Below are 18516 nucleotides of genomic sequence, written 5' to 3'. Positions count from 1 at the left end.
CCCTTCCTTACTCAGCACTGCTGCTGAAATCGAGATCTTGGCCTGGCTGAAGGGAGATAACTGCCTTCTTCCAGTCATTACGCTTGCCCAGACCGCGAGCGGTACGCTTGCTCTTACCCAGAACATTCAGGGTAGTAACGCGTTCCACTTTCACGCTGAACAGGCTTTCGACGGCCTTCTTGATTTCCAGCTTGGTTGCATCGGTAGCAACCTTGAAAACGAACTGGCCTTTTTTGTCTGCCAGAACCGTAGCCTTCTCGGAAACATGCGGGCCAAGCAGAACTTTAAATACGCGTTCCTGGTTCATCCCAGCAGCTCCTCGAATTTCTTCACGGCCGACACAGTGATCAACACTTTGTCGTATGCGATCAGACTAACTGGATCGGAACCCTGCACATCACGTACATCGACGTGAGGAAGGTTACGAGCAGCCAGGTACAGGTTCTGATCAACAGCGTCAGACACGATCAGAACGTCGGTCAGACTCATGCTGTTCAGCTTGCCCAGCAGATCTTTGGTTTTTGGAGTTTCAACAGCGAAATCCTGAACCACGACCAGACGATCAGTACGCACCAGCTCAGCAAGGATGGAACGCATTGCTGCGCGATACATCTTCTTGTTCAGCTTCTGGGAGTGATCCTGTGGACGAGCTGCGAAAGTGGTACCGCCGCCACGCCAGATTGGGCTACGGATAGTACCGGCACGAGCACGGCCAGTACCTTTCTGACGCCATGGGCGCTTGCCGCCACCGGAAACGTCGGAACGGGTCTTTTGCTGCTTGCTACCCTGACGGCCGCCGGCCATATAGGCCACGACTGCTTGGTGAACCAGCGTCTCGTTGAATTCGCCGCCAAATGTCAGTTCGGAAACTTCGATCGCTTGAGCGTCATTTACATTTAATTGCATGTCAGCTTCCCCTTAACCGCGAGCCTTGGCAGCCGGACGCACAACCAGATTGCCGCCAGTAGCGCCAGGAACAGCACCCTTGACCAACAACAGATTGCGTTCAGCGTCGACGCGCACTACTTCCAGGGACTGTACGGTCACGCGCTCAGCGCCCATATGACCGGACATTTTCTTGCCCTTGAATACACGACCAGGAGTCTGGCACTGGCCAATAGAACCCGGGACGCGGTGGGAGACGGAGTTACCGTGGGTGTTATCTTGACCGCGGAAATTCCAACGCTTGATGGTACCGGCGAAGCCTTTACCTTTCGACTGACCGGTAACATCTACCAGTTGGCCAGCTGCGAAGATTTCTGCATTGATCAGATCGCCAGCTTGGTACTCGCCTTCTTCAAGACGAAACTCCCAAACGCCACGACCGGCAGCAACGTTCGCTTTAGCGAAGTGGCCTGCTTGAGCAGCAGTCACGCGCGAAGCACGACGCTCACCTACAGTGACTTGCACTGCACGATAGCCATCGGTTTCTTCAGTTTTGAACTGGGTGACGCGATTCGGCTCGATCTCAATGACCGTGACCGGAATGGAGACACCTTCTTCGGTGAAAATACGGGTCATACCGCATTTACGACCGACTACACCAATAGTCATGTTGTAAACCTCATGAGTGTACGGGGCTTTCACCCGCTATGGCCGCCCATTTCAGAGCGTTACACGACTAAGACCGAGTCTTAGCCGAGGCTGATCTGCACTTCCACACCTGCCGCAAGATCAAGCTTCATAAGAGCATCAACGGTTTTATCCGTTGGCTGGACGATGTCCAGTACACGCTTATGAGTACGGATCTCGTACTGGTCGCGCGCGTCTTTGTTGACGTGCGGAGAGACCAGAACGGTGAACCGTTCTTTACGGGTAGGCAGTGGAATTGGACCACGCACTTGAGCACCAGTACGTTTCGCGGTTTCCACGATTTCCTGGGTGGATTGGTCGATCAGGCGATGGTCGAAAGCCTTCAACCTGATACGGATTTGCTGATTTTGCATTGGATTTCAGACTCCAGGCTGCTATTCCCACCGGGCGCAATACGCCCGTTAAAAGGAGGCGCAATTCTATAGACGGCCCCACAGAGTGTCAACCCAATAAAAAAGCCCCCGCAAGCGGGGGCTTCTTCATGAGCCGTCGATTACTCGATGACTTTGGCTACGACGCCAGCGCCGACGGTACGACCGCCTTCACGGATAGCGAAACGCAGACCATCTTCCATCGCGATGGTTTTGATCAGAGTAACAACCATTTGGATGTTGTCACCTGGCATTACCATTTCAACGCCTTCTGGCAGCTCGCAGTTACCAGTCACGTCAGTAGTACGGAAGTAGAACTGTGGACGGTAGCCTTTGAAGAACGGAGTATGACGACCGCCTTCTTCCTTGCTCAGAACGTAAACTTCTGCAGTGAACTTGGTGTGCGGCTTAACGGTACCTGGCTTAACCAGAACCTGACCACGCTCAACATCATCACGCTTGGTGCCGCGCAGCAGAACGCCGCAGTTCTCGCCAGCACGACCTTCGTCGAGCAGCTTGCGGAACATTTCAACGCCGGTGCAGGTAGTTTTCTGAGTATCGCGCAGACCAACGATCTCAACTTCTTCCTGGATGCGAACGATGCCACGCTCAACACGGCCAGTTACCACGGTGCCACGACCGGAGATCGAGAACACGTCTTCGATTGGCATCAGGAACGGCTTGTCGATTGCACGCTCTGGCTCTGGAATGTAGGTATCTAGAGTTTCTACCAGACGCTTAACAGCGGTGGTACCCATTTCGTTGTCGTCTTGGCCGTTCAGAGCCATCAGAGCCGAACCGATGATGATCGGAGTGTCGTCACCTGGGAAGTCGTAAGTGCTCAGCAGATCGCGCACTTCCATCTCAACCAGCTCCAGCAGCTCAGCATCATCAACCATGTCAGCCTTGTTCAGGAAGACAACGATGTACGGAACGCCAACCTGACGGGACAGCAGGATGTGCTCACGAGTTTGTGGCATCGGACCATCAGCGGCCGAACAAACCAGAATCGCGCCATCCATCTGGGCAGCACCGGTGATCATGTTTTTTACGTAGTCGGCGTGACCTGGGCAGTCAACGTGCGCGTAGTGACGCACAGCCGAATCGTATTCAACGTGAGCGGTGTTGATGGTGATACCACGAGCTTTTTCTTCCGGGGCGCTGTCGATCTTGTCGAAGTCAACCTTGGCCGAACCGAAAACCTCGGAGCAAACGCGAGTCAGAGCAGCAGTCAGAGTGGTTTTACCGTGGTCAACGTGACCGATGGTGCCAACGTTGACGTGCGGTTTGTTACGTTCAAATTTTTCTTTAGCCACGACAATTAACTCCTAGCCTAAAGGGGAGGCTGAATCAGCCTTGTTTTTTAACGAGAGCTTCGACGATGTTCGACGGAGCTTCGGCGTATTTGGAGAATTCCATAGAGTAGCTCGCGCGACCCTGAGACATGGAACGGACGTCGGTCGCATAACCGAACATCTCACCCAGTGGCACTTCGGCACGGATAACCTTGCCGGACACCGAGTCGTCCATACCCTGGATCAGACCACGACGACGGTTCAGGTCACCCATCACGTCACCCATGTAGTCCTCGGGGGTTACTACTTCAACCTTCATGATCGGCTCAAGCACAACACCACCGCCCTTCTGGGCCAGCTGCTTGGTCGCCATGGAGGCCGCTACCTTGAACGCCATCTCGTTGGAGTCGACGTCGTGGTAGGAACCATCAAACACGGTAGCCTTCAGGCCGATCAGCGGATAGCCGGCAACGACGCCGTTCTTCATCTGCTCTTCGATACCCTTCTGGATAGCCGGAATGTATTCCTTAGGAACCACACCACCAACAACCTCGTTGGTGAAGACCAGGCCTTCAGTGATGTTGCCGCTCGCATCGACGTCCGGCTCCGAGAAACGGATCCAGCAATGACCGAACTGACCGCGACCGCCGGACTGGCGAACGAACTTGCCTTCGATCTCGACGTTGCTCTTGCTGATCTTCTCGCGGTACGAAACCTGCGGCTTGCCGATGTTGGCCTCGACGTTGAACTCGCGCTTCATGCGGTCAACGAGGATGTCCAGGTGCAGCTCACCCATACCGGAGATGATGGTTTGACCCGTCTCTTCGTCGGTCTTGACACGGAACGACGGGTCTTCCTGAGCCAGCTTGCCCAGTGCGATACCCATCTTTTCCTGGTCCTGCTTGGTTTTCGGCTCTACCGCTACCGAAATCACAGGCTCAGGGAAGTCCATACGCTCAAGAATGATCTGCTTGTCGAGATCGCACAGAGTGTCACCAGTAGTGACGTCCTTCATGCCGATCAGCGCAGCGATATCACCTGCACGCACTTCCTTGATTTCTTCACGCTGGTTGGCGTGCATCTGCACCATACGACCAACGCGCTCTTTCTTGCCCTTGACCGAGTTGATCACGGAGTCGCCCGAGCTCAGGAAGCCCGAGTAAACGCGCACGAAAGTCAGAGTACCAACGAACGGGTCAGTGGCAATCTTGAACGCCAGAGCAGAGAAGGGCTCAGCATCATCCGCGTGACGCTCGTCGTAATCCGCCTCCACCAACTCCTCTTTCGGCTTCTCGATGAGATCCGGATGGATACCCTTGATCGCTGGGATCTCGGTAGGAGCAGGCAGGAAGTCGATAACGGCGTCGAGAACCAGGGGAACACCCTTGTTCTTGAACGAAGAACCGCAGACAGCCGGAACGATCTCGCTAGCCAAGGTGCGCGCACGCAGGCCGGCCTTGATCTCTTCAGCGGTCAGCTCACCTTCTTCAAGGTACTTGTTCATCAGCTCTTCGTTGGCTTCAGCAGCAGCTTCAACCATGTTGGAGCGCCACTCGTTAGCCAGGTCCAGCATATCGGCAGGAATCTCTTCCTCACGATAGGTAGTACCCTTGTCGTCGTCGTTCCAGTAGATCGCCTTCATCTTGATCAGGTCGACCTGACCCTGGAAGTTATCTTCCGAACCGATAGCCAACTGAACCGGAACCGGGGTGTGCCCCAGACGATTCTTGATCTGACCAACAACGCGCAGGAAGTTAGCACCCGCACGGTCCATCTTGTTCACGTAGACAATACGTGGAACGCCGTACTTGTTGGCTTGACGCCATACGGTTTCGGACTGAGGCTCAACACCGGATGTACCGCAGAACACAACGACCGCACCGTCGAGTACGCGCAGGGAACGCTCTACTTCAATAGTGAAGTCTACGTGACCAGGGGTATCGATAACGTTTACACGATAGTTATCGTATTGGCCGCGCGAACCCTTCCAGAAGGTAGTAACAGCAGCGGACGTGATGGTAATACCACGCTCCTGCTCCTGCACCATCCAGTCGGTAGTAGCAGCGCCGTCATGCACCTCACCCATCTTGTGGCTGAGACCTGTATAGAACAGGATCCGCTCGGTAGTGGTAGTCTTGCCCGCATCAACGTGGGCACAGATACCAATGTTACGGTAGCGGTTGATTGCTGTAGTACGAGCCATAAAGCCCTCGCAAATTGAATGATGCCGATATTAGAAGCGGTAGTGCGAGAAAGCCTTGTTGGCTTCAGCCATACGGTGAACGTCTTCACGCTTCTTAACTGCAGCACCCTTGCCTTCGGCAGCGTCCAGCAGTTCGCCAGCCAAACGCAGAGCCATAGACTTCTCACCGCGCTTGCGCGCGAAGTCTACCAACCAGCGCATTGCCAGAGCGTTACGACGGGACGGACGAACTTCGACCGGAACCTGGTAAGTAGCACCGCCTACACGGCGCGACTTCACTTCGACCAGCGGAGCGATGGCGTCGAGAGCTTTCTCGAAGATTTCCAGGGGATCGCTGTTCTTGCGCTCTTTAACTTTGTCCAGCGCGCCATAAACAATACGCTCGGCAACGGCTTTCTTGCCGCTTTCCATTACGTGGTTCATGAACTTGGCGAGGATCTGGCTTCCGTATTTCGGATCGTCCAGAATCTCACGTTTGGCTGCTACGCGACGTCTTGGCATTGATAAGCCCTCAAACGGTCTTCAGGTTAGCTCGGGACAGGTCATCCAAAGAATGCGTGCCCGACCTTACTCTTATCGACTCAATATAAATAAAAACCGCAAAACGACCGATTACTTCGGACGCTTGGTACCGTACTTCGAACGACCCTGGTTACGACCTTTAACGCCGGAGGTATCCAGAGAGCCGCGAACGGTGTGGTAACGAACACCTGGCAAGTCTTTTACACGGCCGCCACGAATCAGAACGACGCTGTGCTCTTGCAGGTTGTGGCCTTCACCACCGATGTACGAGGAAACCTCGAAACCGTTGGTCAGACGCACACGGCATACTTTACGCAGTGCCGAGTTTGGTTTTTTCGGCGTAGTGGTATACACGCGAGTGCACACGCCACGACGTTGCGGGCAGTTCTGCAGCGCAGGCACGTCGGATTTCTCGACGATACGCTTACGCGGCTGACGTACCAGCTGGTTGATAGTTGCCATCTACTAGCTCCACTGTTGTCTTTCGACATAAACAAAATGGCAGAGCAGGAGCTCTACCAAATTTAGGGGTACAAGAGTCTAAAGAGGATCTTGCCCCCAGTCAAGACAAGGCCCCGGCCTCCCCGATCAGTGAACCTCGACACAAATGCCGTGGTTTACTCCCGGGAAGTCGGGGCCTCGCCTCAATCCACTACCGGCATCAGCTACCGCTAGAGTTCAAAGCTTCAGTCAGTGCTGCTTCGACTTCGCTTGCACTTACGCGCAGAGGCTTGTCGGCATCACGACGACGCTTGCGCTCGCTGTGGTAAGCCAGACCGGTACCAGCCGGGATCAGACGACCCACGACCACGTTCTCTTTCAGGCCGCGCAGGTAGTCACGCTTGCCAGTCACTGCCGCCTCGGTCAGTACTCGTGTGGTCTCCTGGAAGGAGGCCGCCGAGATGAACGATTCGGTGGACAAGGACGCCTTCGTAATACCCAACAGCACGCGGGTGTACTTGGAGATGAACTTGTCTTCGCTGCTCAGGCGCTCGTTTTCTACCAGTACGTGAGTCAGTTCCATCTGGTCGCCCTTGATGAAACTGGAATCGCCGGACTCGGCAATCTCAACCTTACGCAGCATCTGACGCAGGATGGTCTCGATGTGCTTGTCGTTGATCTTCACGCCCTGCAGGCGATAAACGTCCTGGATCTCATTGACGATGTACTTGGCCAGCGCACTGACACCCAGCAAACGCAGGATGTCGTGTGGATCACTCGGACCGTCGGAGATAACTTCGCCGCGATTCACTTGCTCGCCTTCGAAGACGTTCAGGTGACGCCACTTCGGAATCAGCTCTTCGTACGGATCGCTTCCGTCGTTCGGGGTAATGACCAGACGGCGCTTGCCCTTGGTTTCCTTACCGAACGCGATGGTGCCGCTGACTTCAGCCAGAATCGAGGCCTCTTTCGGGCGACGAGCTTCGAACAAGTCGGCAACACGCGGCAGACCACCGGTGATGTCGCGGGTCTTCGAAGTTTCTTGCGGAATACGAGCGATAACATCACCGATCGCAATCTGCGCACCGTCGGCAACACCGACCAGGGCGTTAGCCGGCAGGAAGTACTGGGCCGGTACGTCGGTACCCGGCAGTAGCAGATCCTTGCCATCCATACCCACCATCTTCACCGCAGGACGAATATCCTTGCCGGCAGCTGGACGATCTTTGACGTCAAGCACTTCAATGTTGGTCATACCGGTCAATTCGTCAGTCTGACGCTTGATCGTGATGCCTTCTTCCATGCCCACGTAGGTCACGGTACCTTTCATTTCGGTAACGATCGGGTGGGTGTGCGGGTCCCACTTGGCCACGATTGCGCCAGCGTCGACCTTGTCGCCTTCTTTAACCGAGATCACAGCACCGTACGGCAGCTTGTAGCGCTCGCGCTCACGACCGAAGTCGTCAGCGATAGCCAGCTCACCCGAACGAGACACAGCAACCAAATGGCCATCCACTCGCTCAACGTGCTTCAGGTTGTGCAGACGGACGGTACCGCCATTCTTCACCTGAACGCTGTCAGCTGCAGAGGTCCGGCTTGCCGCACCACCGATGTGGAACGTACGCATGGTCAACTGGGTACCCGGCTCACCGATGGACTGGGCAGCGATAACGCCGACAGCTTCACCGATGTTCACCTGGTGACCACGAGCCAAGTCACGACCGTAGCACTTGGCGCAAATGCCGTAGCGGGTTTCGCAGCTGATCGGAGAACGCACGATCACTTCGTCGATGCTGTTCAGCTCGATGAACTCAACCCACTTCTCGTCTACCAGAGTGCCCGCAGGAACGATGACGTCTTCGGTACCTGGCTTGAATACATCACGGGCAATAACACGACCCAATACGCGCTCACCCAGCGGCTCTACAACATCACCGCCTTCAATGTGCGGAGTCATCAGCAGGCCGTGTTCGGTGCCGCAATCGATCTCGGTTACCACCAGGTCCTGCGCTACGTCTACCAGACGACGAGTCAGGTAACCGGAGTTCGCAGTTTTCAACGCGGTATCCGCCAGACCTTTACGAGCACCGTGAGTCGAGATGAAGTACTGGAGTACGCTCAGACCTTCACGGAAGTTCGCAGTAATCGGCGTTTCGATGATGGAGCCGTCCGGCTTGGCCATCAGACCACGCATACCGGCCAACTGGCGGATCTGTGCGGCGGAACCCCGCGCACCCGAGTCAGCCATCATGTACATCGAGTTGAAAGATTCCTGATCGACTTCGTCACCATTGCGATCAATGACCTTCTCTTTCGAGAGGTTGGCCATCATCGCCTTGGAGACTTCGTCGTTGGCCTTCGACCAAAGGTCGATCACCTTGTTGTACTTCTCGCCCTGGGTTACCAGGCCGGAGGCGTACTGGCTCTCGATTTCTTTCACTTCGTCGGTGGCAGCACCGATGATGCGGGCCTTTTCATCAGGGATAACGAAGTCGTTAACGCCGATGGAAACACCAGAGATAGTCGAGTAGGCAAAACCGGTGTACATCAACTGGTCAGCGAAGATCACGGTCTCTTTCAAACCAACCACGCGGTAGCACTGGTTGATCAGCTTGGAGATCGCTTTTTTCTTCATCGGCAGGTTGACGACGTCGAACGACAGGCCTTTTGGCACAACCTGGAACAGCAGTGCACGACCGACAGTGGTGTCGACAATACGGGTAGCACTCACGCTGCCGCCATCACGATCGTTGACGGTTTCGTTGATACGAACCTTGATCTTCGCGTGCAGCGCGGCTTCGCCGGCGCGGAACACACGGTCAACTTCTTGCAGGTCCGCGAACACACGACCCTCGCCCTTGGCGTTGATCGCTTCACGAGTCATGTAGTACAGACCCAGTACAACGTCCTGCGACGGAACGATGATTGGCTCACCGTTGGCTGGCGACAGAATGTTGTTGGTCGACATCATCAACGCACGCGCTTCCAGCTGGGCTTCCAGTGTCAGCGGTACGTGCACGGCCATTTGGTCGCCGTCGAAGTCGGCGTTGTACGCAGCACAGACCAGAGGGTGCAGCTGGATAGCCTTGCCTTCGATCAGTACCGGCTCAAACGCCTGGATACCCAGACGGTGAAGGGTCGGTGCACGGTTGAGGAGAACCGGGTGTTCGCGAATCACTTCAGCGAGAACGTCCCAAACCTCTGGCAGTTCGCGCTCGACCATTTTCTTGGCCGCCTTGATGGTGGTCGCGAGACCGCGCATTTCCAGCTTGCCGAAGATGAACGGCTTGAACAGCTCAAGAGCCATCTTCTTAGGCAGGCCGCACTGGTGCAGACGCAGGGTCGGGCCTACGGTAATTACCGAACGACCGGAGTAGTCAACACGCTTACCGAGCAAGTTCTGACGGAAACGACCTTGCTTACCCTTGATCATGTCAGCCAGGGATTTCAGAGGACGCTTGTTCGAACCGGTGATAGCGCGGCCACGACGACCGTTGTCGAGCAAGGCGTCGACCGCTTCTTGCAACATACGCTTTTCGTTGCGCACGATGATGTCCGGAGCGGACAGGTCAAGCAGGCGCTTCAAGCGGTTGTTACGGTTGATCACGCGGCGGTACAGGTCGTTGAGGTCGGACGTCGCGAAACGACCACCGTCCAACGGTACCAGCGGACGCAGGTCTGGCGGCAGAACCGGCAGAACGGTCAGCACCATCCACTCTGGCAGGTTGCCGGAACCCTGGAAGGCTTCCATCAACTTCAGACGCTTGGACAGTTTCTTGATCTTGGTTTCGGAGTTGGTTTGCGGAATTTCTTCGCGCAGACGACCAATCTCGTGCTCCAGGTCGATAGCGTGCAGCAGTTCGCGGACAGCCTCGGCACCCATGCGGGCATCGAAATCGTCGCCGAACTCTTCCAGCGCTTCGAAGTACTGCTCGTCGTTCAGCAACTGACCCTTTTCAAGGGTGGTCATGCCTGGATCGATAACGACATAGCTCTCGAAGTAGAGAACGCGCTCGATATCACGCAGGGTCATGTCCATCAGCAAGCCGATACGGGACGGCAGCGATTTCAGGAACCAGATGTGGGCAACCGGCGAAGCCAGCTCGATGTGCGCCATGCGCTCACGACGAACCTTGGCCAGCGCGACTTCAACGCCGCACTTCTCGCAAATCACACCACGGTGCTTCAAGCGCTTGTACTTACCGCACAGGCACTCGTAATCCTTTACCGGGCCAAAGATCTTGGCGCAGAACAGGCCGTCACGCTCAGGTTTGAACGTACGGTAGTTGATGGTTTCCGGCTTTTTAACTTCACCGAACGACCACGAACGGATCATCTCAGGCGAAGCCAATCCGATACGGATGGCGTCGAACTCTTCGACTTGACCCTGGTTTTTCAGCAAATTCAGTAGGTCTTTCAAGGCCTTTCCTCCTGGCGGAGCAGGGAGCGGGCAATGCCTGCCCCGCTCCCCTTCGCGTCACGTGTTATTCGGTTTCCAGATCGATATCGATGCCGAGGGAACGAATTTCCTTGATCAACACGTTGAAGGACTCGGGCATGCCCGGCTCCATACGGTGATCGCCGTCCACGATGTTTTTGTACATCTTGGTACGACCGTTCACATCGTCCGACTTCACTGTGAGCATTTCTTGCAGAGTGTATGCAGCACCGTACGCTTCCAGTGCCCAGACCTCCATCTCCCCGAAACGCTGACCACCGAACTGCGCCTTACCACCCAGCGGTTGCTGAGTAACCAGGCTGTAAGAACCGGTAGAACGAGCGTGCATCTTGTCGTCTACCAAGTGGTTCAGCTTCAGCATGTACATGTAGCCAACGGTAACTGGACGCTCGAACTTGTTGCCGGTACGGCCGTCGGTCAGCTGCATCTGGCCGCTTTCTGGCAGGTCTGCCAGTTTCAGCATGGCCTTGATTTCGCTTTCCTTGGCGCCGTCGAACACCGGAGTGGCCATCGGCACACCGCCGCGCAGGTTGTTCGCCAGGTCCAGGATCTCCTGATCGGAGAAGCTGTCCAGATCTTCGTTACGACCGCCAATCTGGTTGTAGATCTCGTCCAGGAAGGTACGCAGTTCTGCGACCTTGCGCTGTTCTTCGACCATGCGGTTGATCTTCTCGCCCAGACCTTTGGCCGCGAGGCCCAGGTGAGTTTCGAGAATCTGACCAACGTTCATACGCGAAGGTACACCCAGCGGGTTGAGGACCACGTCGACCGGCGTGCCATTGGCATCGTGCGGCATGTCTTCAACCGGCATGATCACGGAGACCACACCCTTGTTACCGTGACGACCGGCCATCTTGTCGCCCGGCTGGATGCGACGACGGATTGCCAGGTAGACCTTGACGATTTTCAGCACGCCCGGAGCCAGGTCATCGCCCTGCTGCAGTTTGCGCTTCTTGTCTTCGAACTTGTCGTCCAGCAGACGACGACGATCAACGATGTAGGCCTGGGCCTTCTCGAGTTGCTCGTTCAAAGCGTCTTCAGCCATGCGCAGCTTGAACCACTGCCCATGCTCGAGACCGTCGAGAACTTCGTCGGTGATTTCCTGACCCTTCTTCAGGCCAGCACCACCTTCAGCCTTGTGGCCAACCAGGGCAGCACGCAGACGCTCGAAGGTTGCGCCTTCAACGATGCGGAACTCTTCGTTCAGGTCCTTGCGAATCTCATCCAGCTGGCTCTTCTCGATCGACAGGGCACGAGAGTCACGCTCCACGCCATCACGAGTGAACACCTGTACGTCGATGACAGTACCCTTGGTACCGGTAGGCACACGCAGGGAAGTGTCTTTAACATCGCTGGCCTTTTCACCGAAGATTGCGCGCAGCAGCTTTTCTTCCGGAGTCAGCTGGGTCTCGCCTTTCGGAGTGACCTTGCCCACCAGGATGTCGCCAGCGCCGACTTCAGCACCCACATAAACGATACCGGCTTCGTCCAGCTTGTTCAGCGCAGCTTCACCCACGTTCGGGATATCCGCGGTGATTTCCTCTGGCCCAAGCTTGGTATCACGAGCCACACAGGTCAGTTCCTGGATGTGGATCGTGGTGAAGCGGTCTTCCTGAACCACACGCTCGGACAGGCAGATGGAGTCTTCAAAGTTGAAGCCGTTCCATGCCATGAACGCGATGCGCATGTTCTGACCCAGCGCCAGTTCACCCATATCGGTAGACGGACCGTCGGCCATGATGTCGCTGCGCTGAACCCGATCACCCTTGCTCACCAGCGGACGCTGGTTGATGCAGGTGTTCTGGTTGGAGCGGGTGTACTTGGTGAGGTTGTAGATGTCGACACCGGCTTCACCGGTTTCAACTTCGTCATCAGCAACACGAACCACGATACGGCTGGCGTCGACCGAGTCGATCACGCCGCCACGACGAGCCACGACGCAGACGCCGGAGTCACGGGCAACGTTGCGCTCCATGCCGGTACCCACCAGCGGCTTGTCGGCACGCAGGGTCGGTACAGCCTGACGCTGCATGTTGGAACCCATCAACGCACGGTTGGCGTCGTCGTGCTCGAGGAACGGAATCAGCGACGCTGCAACCGAAACTACCTGCTTCGGCGAAACGTCCATCAAGGTGACGTCTTCCGGCGCCTTGACGGTGAATTCGTTCAGGTGACGAACAGCTACCAGCTCGTCGATCAGCTGACCTTTGTCGTTCATGGTCGCCGAAGCCTGGGCGATCACGTGATCGGCCTCTTCGATGGCGGACAGGAACACGATCTCGTCGGTTACCAGACCCTCCTTCACCACACGGTACGGGCTCTCCAGGAAGCCGTACTGGTTGGTGCGAGCGTAGGCAGCCAAGGAGTTGATCAGACCGATGTTCGGACCTTCAGGCGTTTCGATCGGGCACACACGACCGTAATGAGTCGGGTGCACGTCACGAACTTCGAAGCCCGCGCGCTCACGAGTCAGACCACCTGGGCCGAGTGCAGATACACGACGTTTGTGGGTGATCTCGGACAGCGGGTTGTTCTGGTCCATGAACTGGGACAGCTGGCTGGAACCGAAGAACTCTTTCACCGCGGCAGCCACTGGCTTGGCGTTGATCAGATCTTGCGGCATCAGGCCTTCGCTTTCAGCCATCGACAGACGCTCTTTGACCGCGCGCTCTACGCGCACCAGGCCAACGCGGAACTGGTTCTCGGCCATTTCGCCAACACAGCGAACACGACGGTTACCCAGGTGGTCGATGTCGTCGACGATGCCTTTACCGTTACGGATGTCGACCAGAGTCTTCAGTACGGCAACGATGTCTTCCTTGCACAGAACGCCCGAACCTTCGATCTCGGTACGACCGATACGACGGTTGAACTTCATCCGGCCAACGGCGGACAGGTCATAGCGCTCAGGACTGAAGAACAGGTTGTTGAACAGAGTCTCGGCAGCATCTTTGGTCGGTGGCTCGCCAGGACGCATCATGCGATAGATCTCGACCAGCGCTTCCAATTGGTTGCTGGTGGAGTCGATCTTCAGAGTGTCAGAGACGAACGGACCGCAGTCGATGTCGTTGGTGTACAGAGTCTCGATACGAACAACCTGAGCCTTGGCAATTTTTGCCAGGATCTCGGTGTTCAGCTCGGTGTTGCACTCTGCCAGGATTTCACCGGTAGCCGGGTGCACGATAGCCTTGGCGGTGGTACGGCCCAGGACGTAGTCCAGAGGTACATCCAGCTCTTTGATACCGGCTTTTTCCAGCTGGTTGATGTGACGAGCGGTGATACGACGACCCTGCTCGACAATAACCTTGCCCTTGTCATCCTGGATGTCCAGAACGGCAATCTCACCACGCAGGCGCTGAGGCACCAACTCCAGGCTCAGGCTCTCGCCTTTAACGTGGAATACGTTGGTGGTGTAGAAAGCGTCCAGCACTTCTTCAGTGGTGTAGCCCAGCGCGCGCAGCAGAACCGATGCCGGCAGCTTGCGACGACGGTCGATACGGACGAACACGCAGTCTTTCGGGTCGAACTCGAAGTCCAGCCACGAACCGCGGTAAGGAATGATCCGCGCGGAGTACAGCAGCTTACCGGAACTGTGCGTCTTGCCACGGTCGTGGTCGAAGAATACGCCAGGGGAGCGGTGCAACTGGGAAACGATCACACGCTCGGTACCGTTGATAACGAAGGTACCGTTTTCAGTCATCAGGGGAATTTCACCCATGTAGACTTCTTGTTCCTTGATGTCCTTGATCGCTTTATTCGACGACTCTTTGTCGAAAATGATCAGACGAACTTTTACCCGCAAAGGTACGGCGTAAGTCACACCACGCAACACGCATTCTTTGACATCAAACGCCGGTTCGCCCAGACGATAACCGACATACTCCAACGCAGCATTGCCGGAGTAGCTGATGATCGGGAAAACGGATTTGAAGGCCGCATGCAGGCCCACGTCGCGGAACTGATCTTTAGTCGCTCCCGCTTGCAAGAATTCACGATACGAATCCAGCTGGATGGCCAGGAGGTACGGCACATCCATGACGTCCGGCAACTTGCTAAAGTCCTTGCGGATACGTTTTTTCTCAGTGTATGAGTAAGCCATCAGCGTTCCCCAGCTTGGTCACCTGCTTATTCGGCTCCTCCCGACGGGAGCAGCCAGAAAATCGTGCAAACCCTTTGGTTTGCGCCACCACTCAGGGTGGATTACAGCACGTTAAAGGCACCAACTCAGTCGGCTGCCAATAACGGAAAAAGGCCGGTGGCAAAAGCCACCAGCCATCAGCCGTTCGCTCAACGCTTGGGCTGGAGACACAAAGTCGATGCTTACTTGAGCTCGACTTTAGCGCCTGCTTCTTCCAGAGCGGCTTTGGCTTTTTCAGCGGCTTCTTTAGCAACGCCTTCCAGAACCATGCCAGGAGCACCGTCAACTACTGCCTTGGCTTCTTTCAAGCCCAGACCGGTCAGCTCACGTACTGCCTTGATCACGTTCACTTTCTTATCGCCAGCTTCAGCCAGGATAACGTTGAACTCGGTTTGCTCTTCAGCAACAGCAGCAACAGCAGCTGGGCCAGCAGCGGCAACAGCAGCGGTAACACCGAAGGTTTCTTCCATCGCTTTGATCAGCTCAACAACTTCCAGAACAGTTTTCTGGCCGATAGCTTCGATGATTTGCTCGTTAGTCAGAGACATGACTATAGATTCCTGTATTGGGGTGACAGCCTACGCAGCCATCAAATTAAACGTATGATTTTGAAAGGGCTTGCGGTGCCTTAGGCAGCAGCAGCTTCTTTCTGGTCGCGAATAGCCGCCAGAGTACGAGCCAGCTTGCTGGTAGCGCCTTGAATCACGCTCATCAGCTTCGCAATAGCTTCGTCGCGAGTTGGCAGCGAAGCCAACACGTCGATCTCGTTTGCTGCGAGGTACTTGCCCTCGAACGCAGCTGCCTTGATCTCGAACTTGTCCTGACCCTTTGCGAACTCTTTGAAAATACGGGCAGCAGCGCCCGGATGTTCCTTGGAGAATGCAATCAGGGTAGGGCCGACGAACGCGTCGTTGAGCACGTCATATTGAGTGCCTTCAACAGCGCGCTTGAGCAAGGTGTTACGTACGACACGCACATAAACACCAGCTTCGCGGGCCTCTTTACGGAGTCCGGTCATAGCGCCTACTGTCACACCACGGGCATCAGCCACGACAGCGGACAGAGCAGCTTTGGCAGCCTCGTTGACTTCAGCGACGATGGCCTTCTTGTCTTCGAGTTTAATTGCCACGGGTTTAACTCCTGCTTGTTACCGTTTCATCCAACCTGAGCTGGATGTCGTTTTGGTGTCTGATTCGGTAAGGAACCGGGAGCACCATCTGCGTAGGCTTGTGGTTTAAGACTTGCGTCGCCTACGGTCTTGGATAGCCCCCGCCAGGCAGGGACCCCAATTTTCCAACTGACGAAATTGATAGCGTCAGTTCGTGTCTTATACGTCCAGCGAGCTCTGGTCGATGACCAGACCTGGGCCCATCGTGGTGCTCAGGGTAACGCGCTTAACGTAGATACCTTTCGAGGAAGCTGGCTTGATGCGCTTAAGGTCAGCGATCAGAGCTTCAACGTTTTCCTTCAGCTTGACGGCGTCGAAGCCGACCTTGCCAACGGAGGTGTGAATGATGCCGTTTTTGTCGGTACGATAACGAACCTGACCAGCCTTGGCGTTCTTAACAGCCGAAGCTACGTCTGGAGTCACGGTACCAACTTTCGGGTTAGGCATCAGACCACGAGGACCCAGAACCTGACCCAGCTGACCTACGACGCGCATTGCATCCGGAGAAGCGATAACCACGTCATAGCTCAGGTCGCCGCCTTTCATTTCGGCAGCCAGATCGTCCATACCTACACGATCAGCACCGGCAGCCAAGGCTGCCTCAGCAGCTGGACCCTGGGTGAACACAGCAACACGAACGGTCTTGCCAGTGCCGTGCGGCAGCACGGTAGCGCTGCGAACAACCTGGTCAGACTTACGTGGGTCTACGCCCAGGTTCACAGCGACGTCTACGGACTCACTGAACTTAACGGTCGACAGCTCGGCCAGGAGAGAGGCAGCATCTACAAAACTGTAGGCTTTACCTGCTTCAATCTTGCCAGCGATAGCCTTTTGACGCTTGGTCAGCTTAGCCATTACACACCCTCCACGTTAAGGCCCATGCTACGAGCAGAACCGGCGATAGTGCGCACGGCTGCATCCATATCAGCTGCTGTCAGATCGGCGTTTTTGGTTTTCGCGATCTCTTCCAGCTGAGCACGGGTAACAGTGCCAACCTTAACGGTGTTCGGACGAGCTGAGCCGCTGGTCAAACCGGCAGCTTTCTTCAACAGAACCGAAGCAGGGGTGCTCTTGGTTTCGAAAGTGAAGCTACGGTCACTGTAAACAGTGATGATCACAGGAGTCGGCAGGCCTGGCTCGAGACCCTGAGTACGGGCGTTGAAAGCCTTGCAGAATTCCATGATGTTCACGCCATGCTGACCCAGAGCAGGACCAACGGGCGGACTTGGGTTGGCCTGAGCGGCCTTAACTTGCAGCTTGATGTAAGCAGTAATCTTCTTAGCCATGAGGCACTCCAATTACGGGTTCAGACGCCTAAAAGGCTCCCCGGTTACTTGCGCGTTTATCCCAGTGACGAAAAAACCCCACAGCCTATGGCTGCGGGGTATGGGATTCTCGTTCAGTTATGCCTTTTCGACCTGACTGAACTCTAGCTCTACCGGAGTAGAGCGACCGAAAATAAGCACAGCCACTTGGATCCGGCTCTTTTCGTAGTTAACCTCTTCAACGGTACCGTTGAAGTCAGCGAATGGACCATCAGTAACACGGACCACTTCACCCGGCTCAAACAAAGTCTTGGGCTTTGGCTTGTCACTACCATCAGCAACGCGACGCAGAATTGCTTCTGCCTCTTTATCAGTAATAGGAGCCGGTTTGTCGGCAGTCCCACCAATAAAGCCCATAACGCGAGGAGTATCCTTGACCAAGTGCCAAGTACCCTCATTCATATCCATCTGAACCAGCACATAGCCTGGAAAGAACTTACGCTCACTTTTGCGTTTCTGGCCATTACGCATCTCAACCACTTCTTCAGTGGGGACCAGAATTTCGCCAAAGCCATCTTCCATGCCAGCCAGTTTCACACGCTCGATCAGCGAGCGCATGACATGCTTCTCGTAACCCGAGTAAGCATGCACTACGTACCAACGCTTAGCCACGGGACACCCTTAGCCAACAATCAAGGAAACGAGCCAACCCAGGAGGGAGTCAAGCCCCCACAGCAGCAATGCCATGACCAAAACCACAGCCACAACGATCAGCGTGGTCTGCGTGGTCTCCTGACGAGTAGGCCATACGACTTTACGAATCTCAGTTCTAGCTTCTTTAACCAGGACGAAGAACGACTTACCTTTTGCAGTCTGCAAACCAACAAAAGCAGCGAGAGCAGCAATAGCAAGCAGAGCCAAGACACGGTACAGGATTGGAGAGCCAGAGTAATACTGATTACCAACAACACCAACAACCACCAAAGCGACAACAACGAGCCACTTCAGCAGATCGAAGCGAGAACCTTGAGCTTCAGCCTTAGGAGTCATCTATGAAGATC

Annotated in this window: 16 protein-coding genes; all 16 read right to left on the bottom strand. The window is 55.5% G+C overall.

What is annotated here, in order from left to right:
• Positions 1 to 7 precede the first annotated feature (7 nt).
• On the bottom strand, positions 8 to 307 hold the full coding sequence (rplW, locus tag LGQ10_RS22460; protein WP_002555488.1) for a 50S ribosomal protein L23: 300 nt from the start codon (positions 305 to 307) through the stop codon (positions 8 to 10).
• The gene (gene rplD, locus LGQ10_RS22455; RefSeq protein ID WP_058436289.1) at positions 304 to 906 is read right to left on the bottom strand and encodes a 50S ribosomal protein L4; all 603 of its coding nucleotides are present in this window, start codon (positions 904 to 906) and stop codon (positions 304 to 306) included. The genes rplW and rplD overlap by 4 nt, the downstream gene beginning before the upstream one ends.
• 12 nt (positions 907 to 918) lie before the next feature.
• On the bottom strand, positions 919 to 1554 hold the full coding sequence (rplC, locus tag LGQ10_RS22450; RefSeq protein WP_007924205.1) for a 50S ribosomal protein L3: 636 nt from the start codon (positions 1552 to 1554) through the stop codon (positions 919 to 921).
• Positions 1555 to 1634: 80 nt separating this feature from the next.
• On the bottom strand, positions 1635 to 1946 hold the full coding sequence (rpsJ, locus tag LGQ10_RS22445) for a 30S ribosomal protein S10 (RefSeq protein WP_003186070.1): 312 nt from the start codon (positions 1944 to 1946) through the stop codon (positions 1635 to 1637).
• Between the two features lie 140 nt (positions 1947 to 2086).
• A complete protein-coding gene (gene tuf, locus LGQ10_RS22440; protein WP_226523231.1) occupies positions 2087 to 3280 on the bottom strand; it encodes an elongation factor Tu in 1194 nt (397 codons plus the stop codon).
• Positions 3281 to 3314: 34 nt separating this feature from the next.
• The gene (gene fusA, locus LGQ10_RS22435) at positions 3315 to 5462 is read right to left on the bottom strand and encodes an elongation factor G (protein ID WP_226523236.1); all 2148 of its coding nucleotides are present in this window, start codon (positions 5460 to 5462) and stop codon (positions 3315 to 3317) included.
• A 30-nt stretch (positions 5463 to 5492) separates the two neighbouring features.
• Positions 5493 to 5963, bottom strand: coding sequence for a 30S ribosomal protein S7 (gene rpsG / locus LGQ10_RS22430; protein ID WP_003186074.1), 471 nt, complete (start codon positions 5961 to 5963; stop codon positions 5493 to 5495).
• 111 nt (positions 5964 to 6074) lie between these two features.
• On the bottom strand, positions 6075 to 6446 hold the full coding sequence (gene rpsL, locus LGQ10_RS22425; RefSeq protein ID WP_003186084.1) for a 30S ribosomal protein S12: 372 nt from the start codon (positions 6444 to 6446) through the stop codon (positions 6075 to 6077).
• Positions 6447 to 6645: 199 nt separating this feature from the next.
• Complete coding sequence (gene rpoC, locus LGQ10_RS22420; protein ID WP_226523235.1) at positions 6646 to 10845, bottom strand: DNA-directed RNA polymerase subunit beta'; 4200 nt, start codon at positions 10843 to 10845, stop codon at positions 6646 to 6648.
• A 64-nt stretch (positions 10846 to 10909) separates the two neighbouring features.
• Positions 10910 to 14983 carry a DNA-directed RNA polymerase subunit beta gene (gene rpoB, locus LGQ10_RS22415; protein WP_226523234.1) on the bottom strand — a complete coding sequence of 1358 codons (4074 nt, stop codon included), beginning with the start codon at positions 14981 to 14983 and terminating at the stop codon, positions 10910 to 10912.
• A 221-nt stretch (positions 14984 to 15204) separates the two neighbouring features.
• The gene (gene rplL, locus LGQ10_RS22410) at positions 15205 to 15570 is read right to left on the bottom strand and encodes a 50S ribosomal protein L7/L12 (RefSeq protein ID WP_058437692.1); all 366 of its coding nucleotides are present in this window, start codon (positions 15568 to 15570) and stop codon (positions 15205 to 15207) included.
• A gap of 80 nt (positions 15571 to 15650) precedes the next feature.
• A complete protein-coding gene (rplJ, locus tag LGQ10_RS22405) occupies positions 15651 to 16151 on the bottom strand; it encodes a 50S ribosomal protein L10 (RefSeq protein ID WP_025132369.1) in 501 nt (166 codons plus the stop codon).
• Between the two features lie 198 nt (positions 16152 to 16349).
• Positions 16350 to 17045 carry a 50S ribosomal protein L1 gene (gene rplA / locus LGQ10_RS22400; protein WP_226523233.1) on the bottom strand — a complete coding sequence of 232 codons (696 nt, stop codon included), beginning with the start codon at positions 17043 to 17045 and terminating at the stop codon, positions 16350 to 16352.
• Positions 17045 to 17476 carry a 50S ribosomal protein L11 gene (rplK, locus tag LGQ10_RS22395; RefSeq protein WP_003176435.1) on the bottom strand — a complete coding sequence of 144 codons (432 nt, stop codon included), beginning with the start codon at positions 17474 to 17476 and terminating at the stop codon, positions 17045 to 17047. Before rplK ends, rplA begins: the two co-directional genes overlap by 1 nt.
• A 117-nt stretch (positions 17477 to 17593) precedes the next feature.
• Complete coding sequence (gene nusG / locus LGQ10_RS22390; RefSeq protein ID WP_002555501.1) at positions 17594 to 18127, bottom strand: transcription termination/antitermination protein NusG; 534 nt, start codon at positions 18125 to 18127, stop codon at positions 17594 to 17596.
• 9 nt (positions 18128 to 18136) lie between these two features.
• Positions 18137 to 18505 carry a preprotein translocase subunit SecE gene (secE, locus tag LGQ10_RS22385; protein ID WP_226523232.1) on the bottom strand — a complete coding sequence of 123 codons (369 nt, stop codon included), beginning with the start codon at positions 18503 to 18505 and terminating at the stop codon, positions 18137 to 18139.
• Between the last annotated feature and the right edge of the window lie 11 nt (positions 18506 to 18516).

It is taken from the genome of Pseudomonas sp. L5B5, from assembly GCF_020520285.1.
Taxonomy (GTDB): Bacteria; Pseudomonadota; Gammaproteobacteria; order Pseudomonadales; family Pseudomonadaceae; genus Aquipseudomonas.
This window is presented reverse-complemented; position numbering and strand designations above follow the sequence as displayed.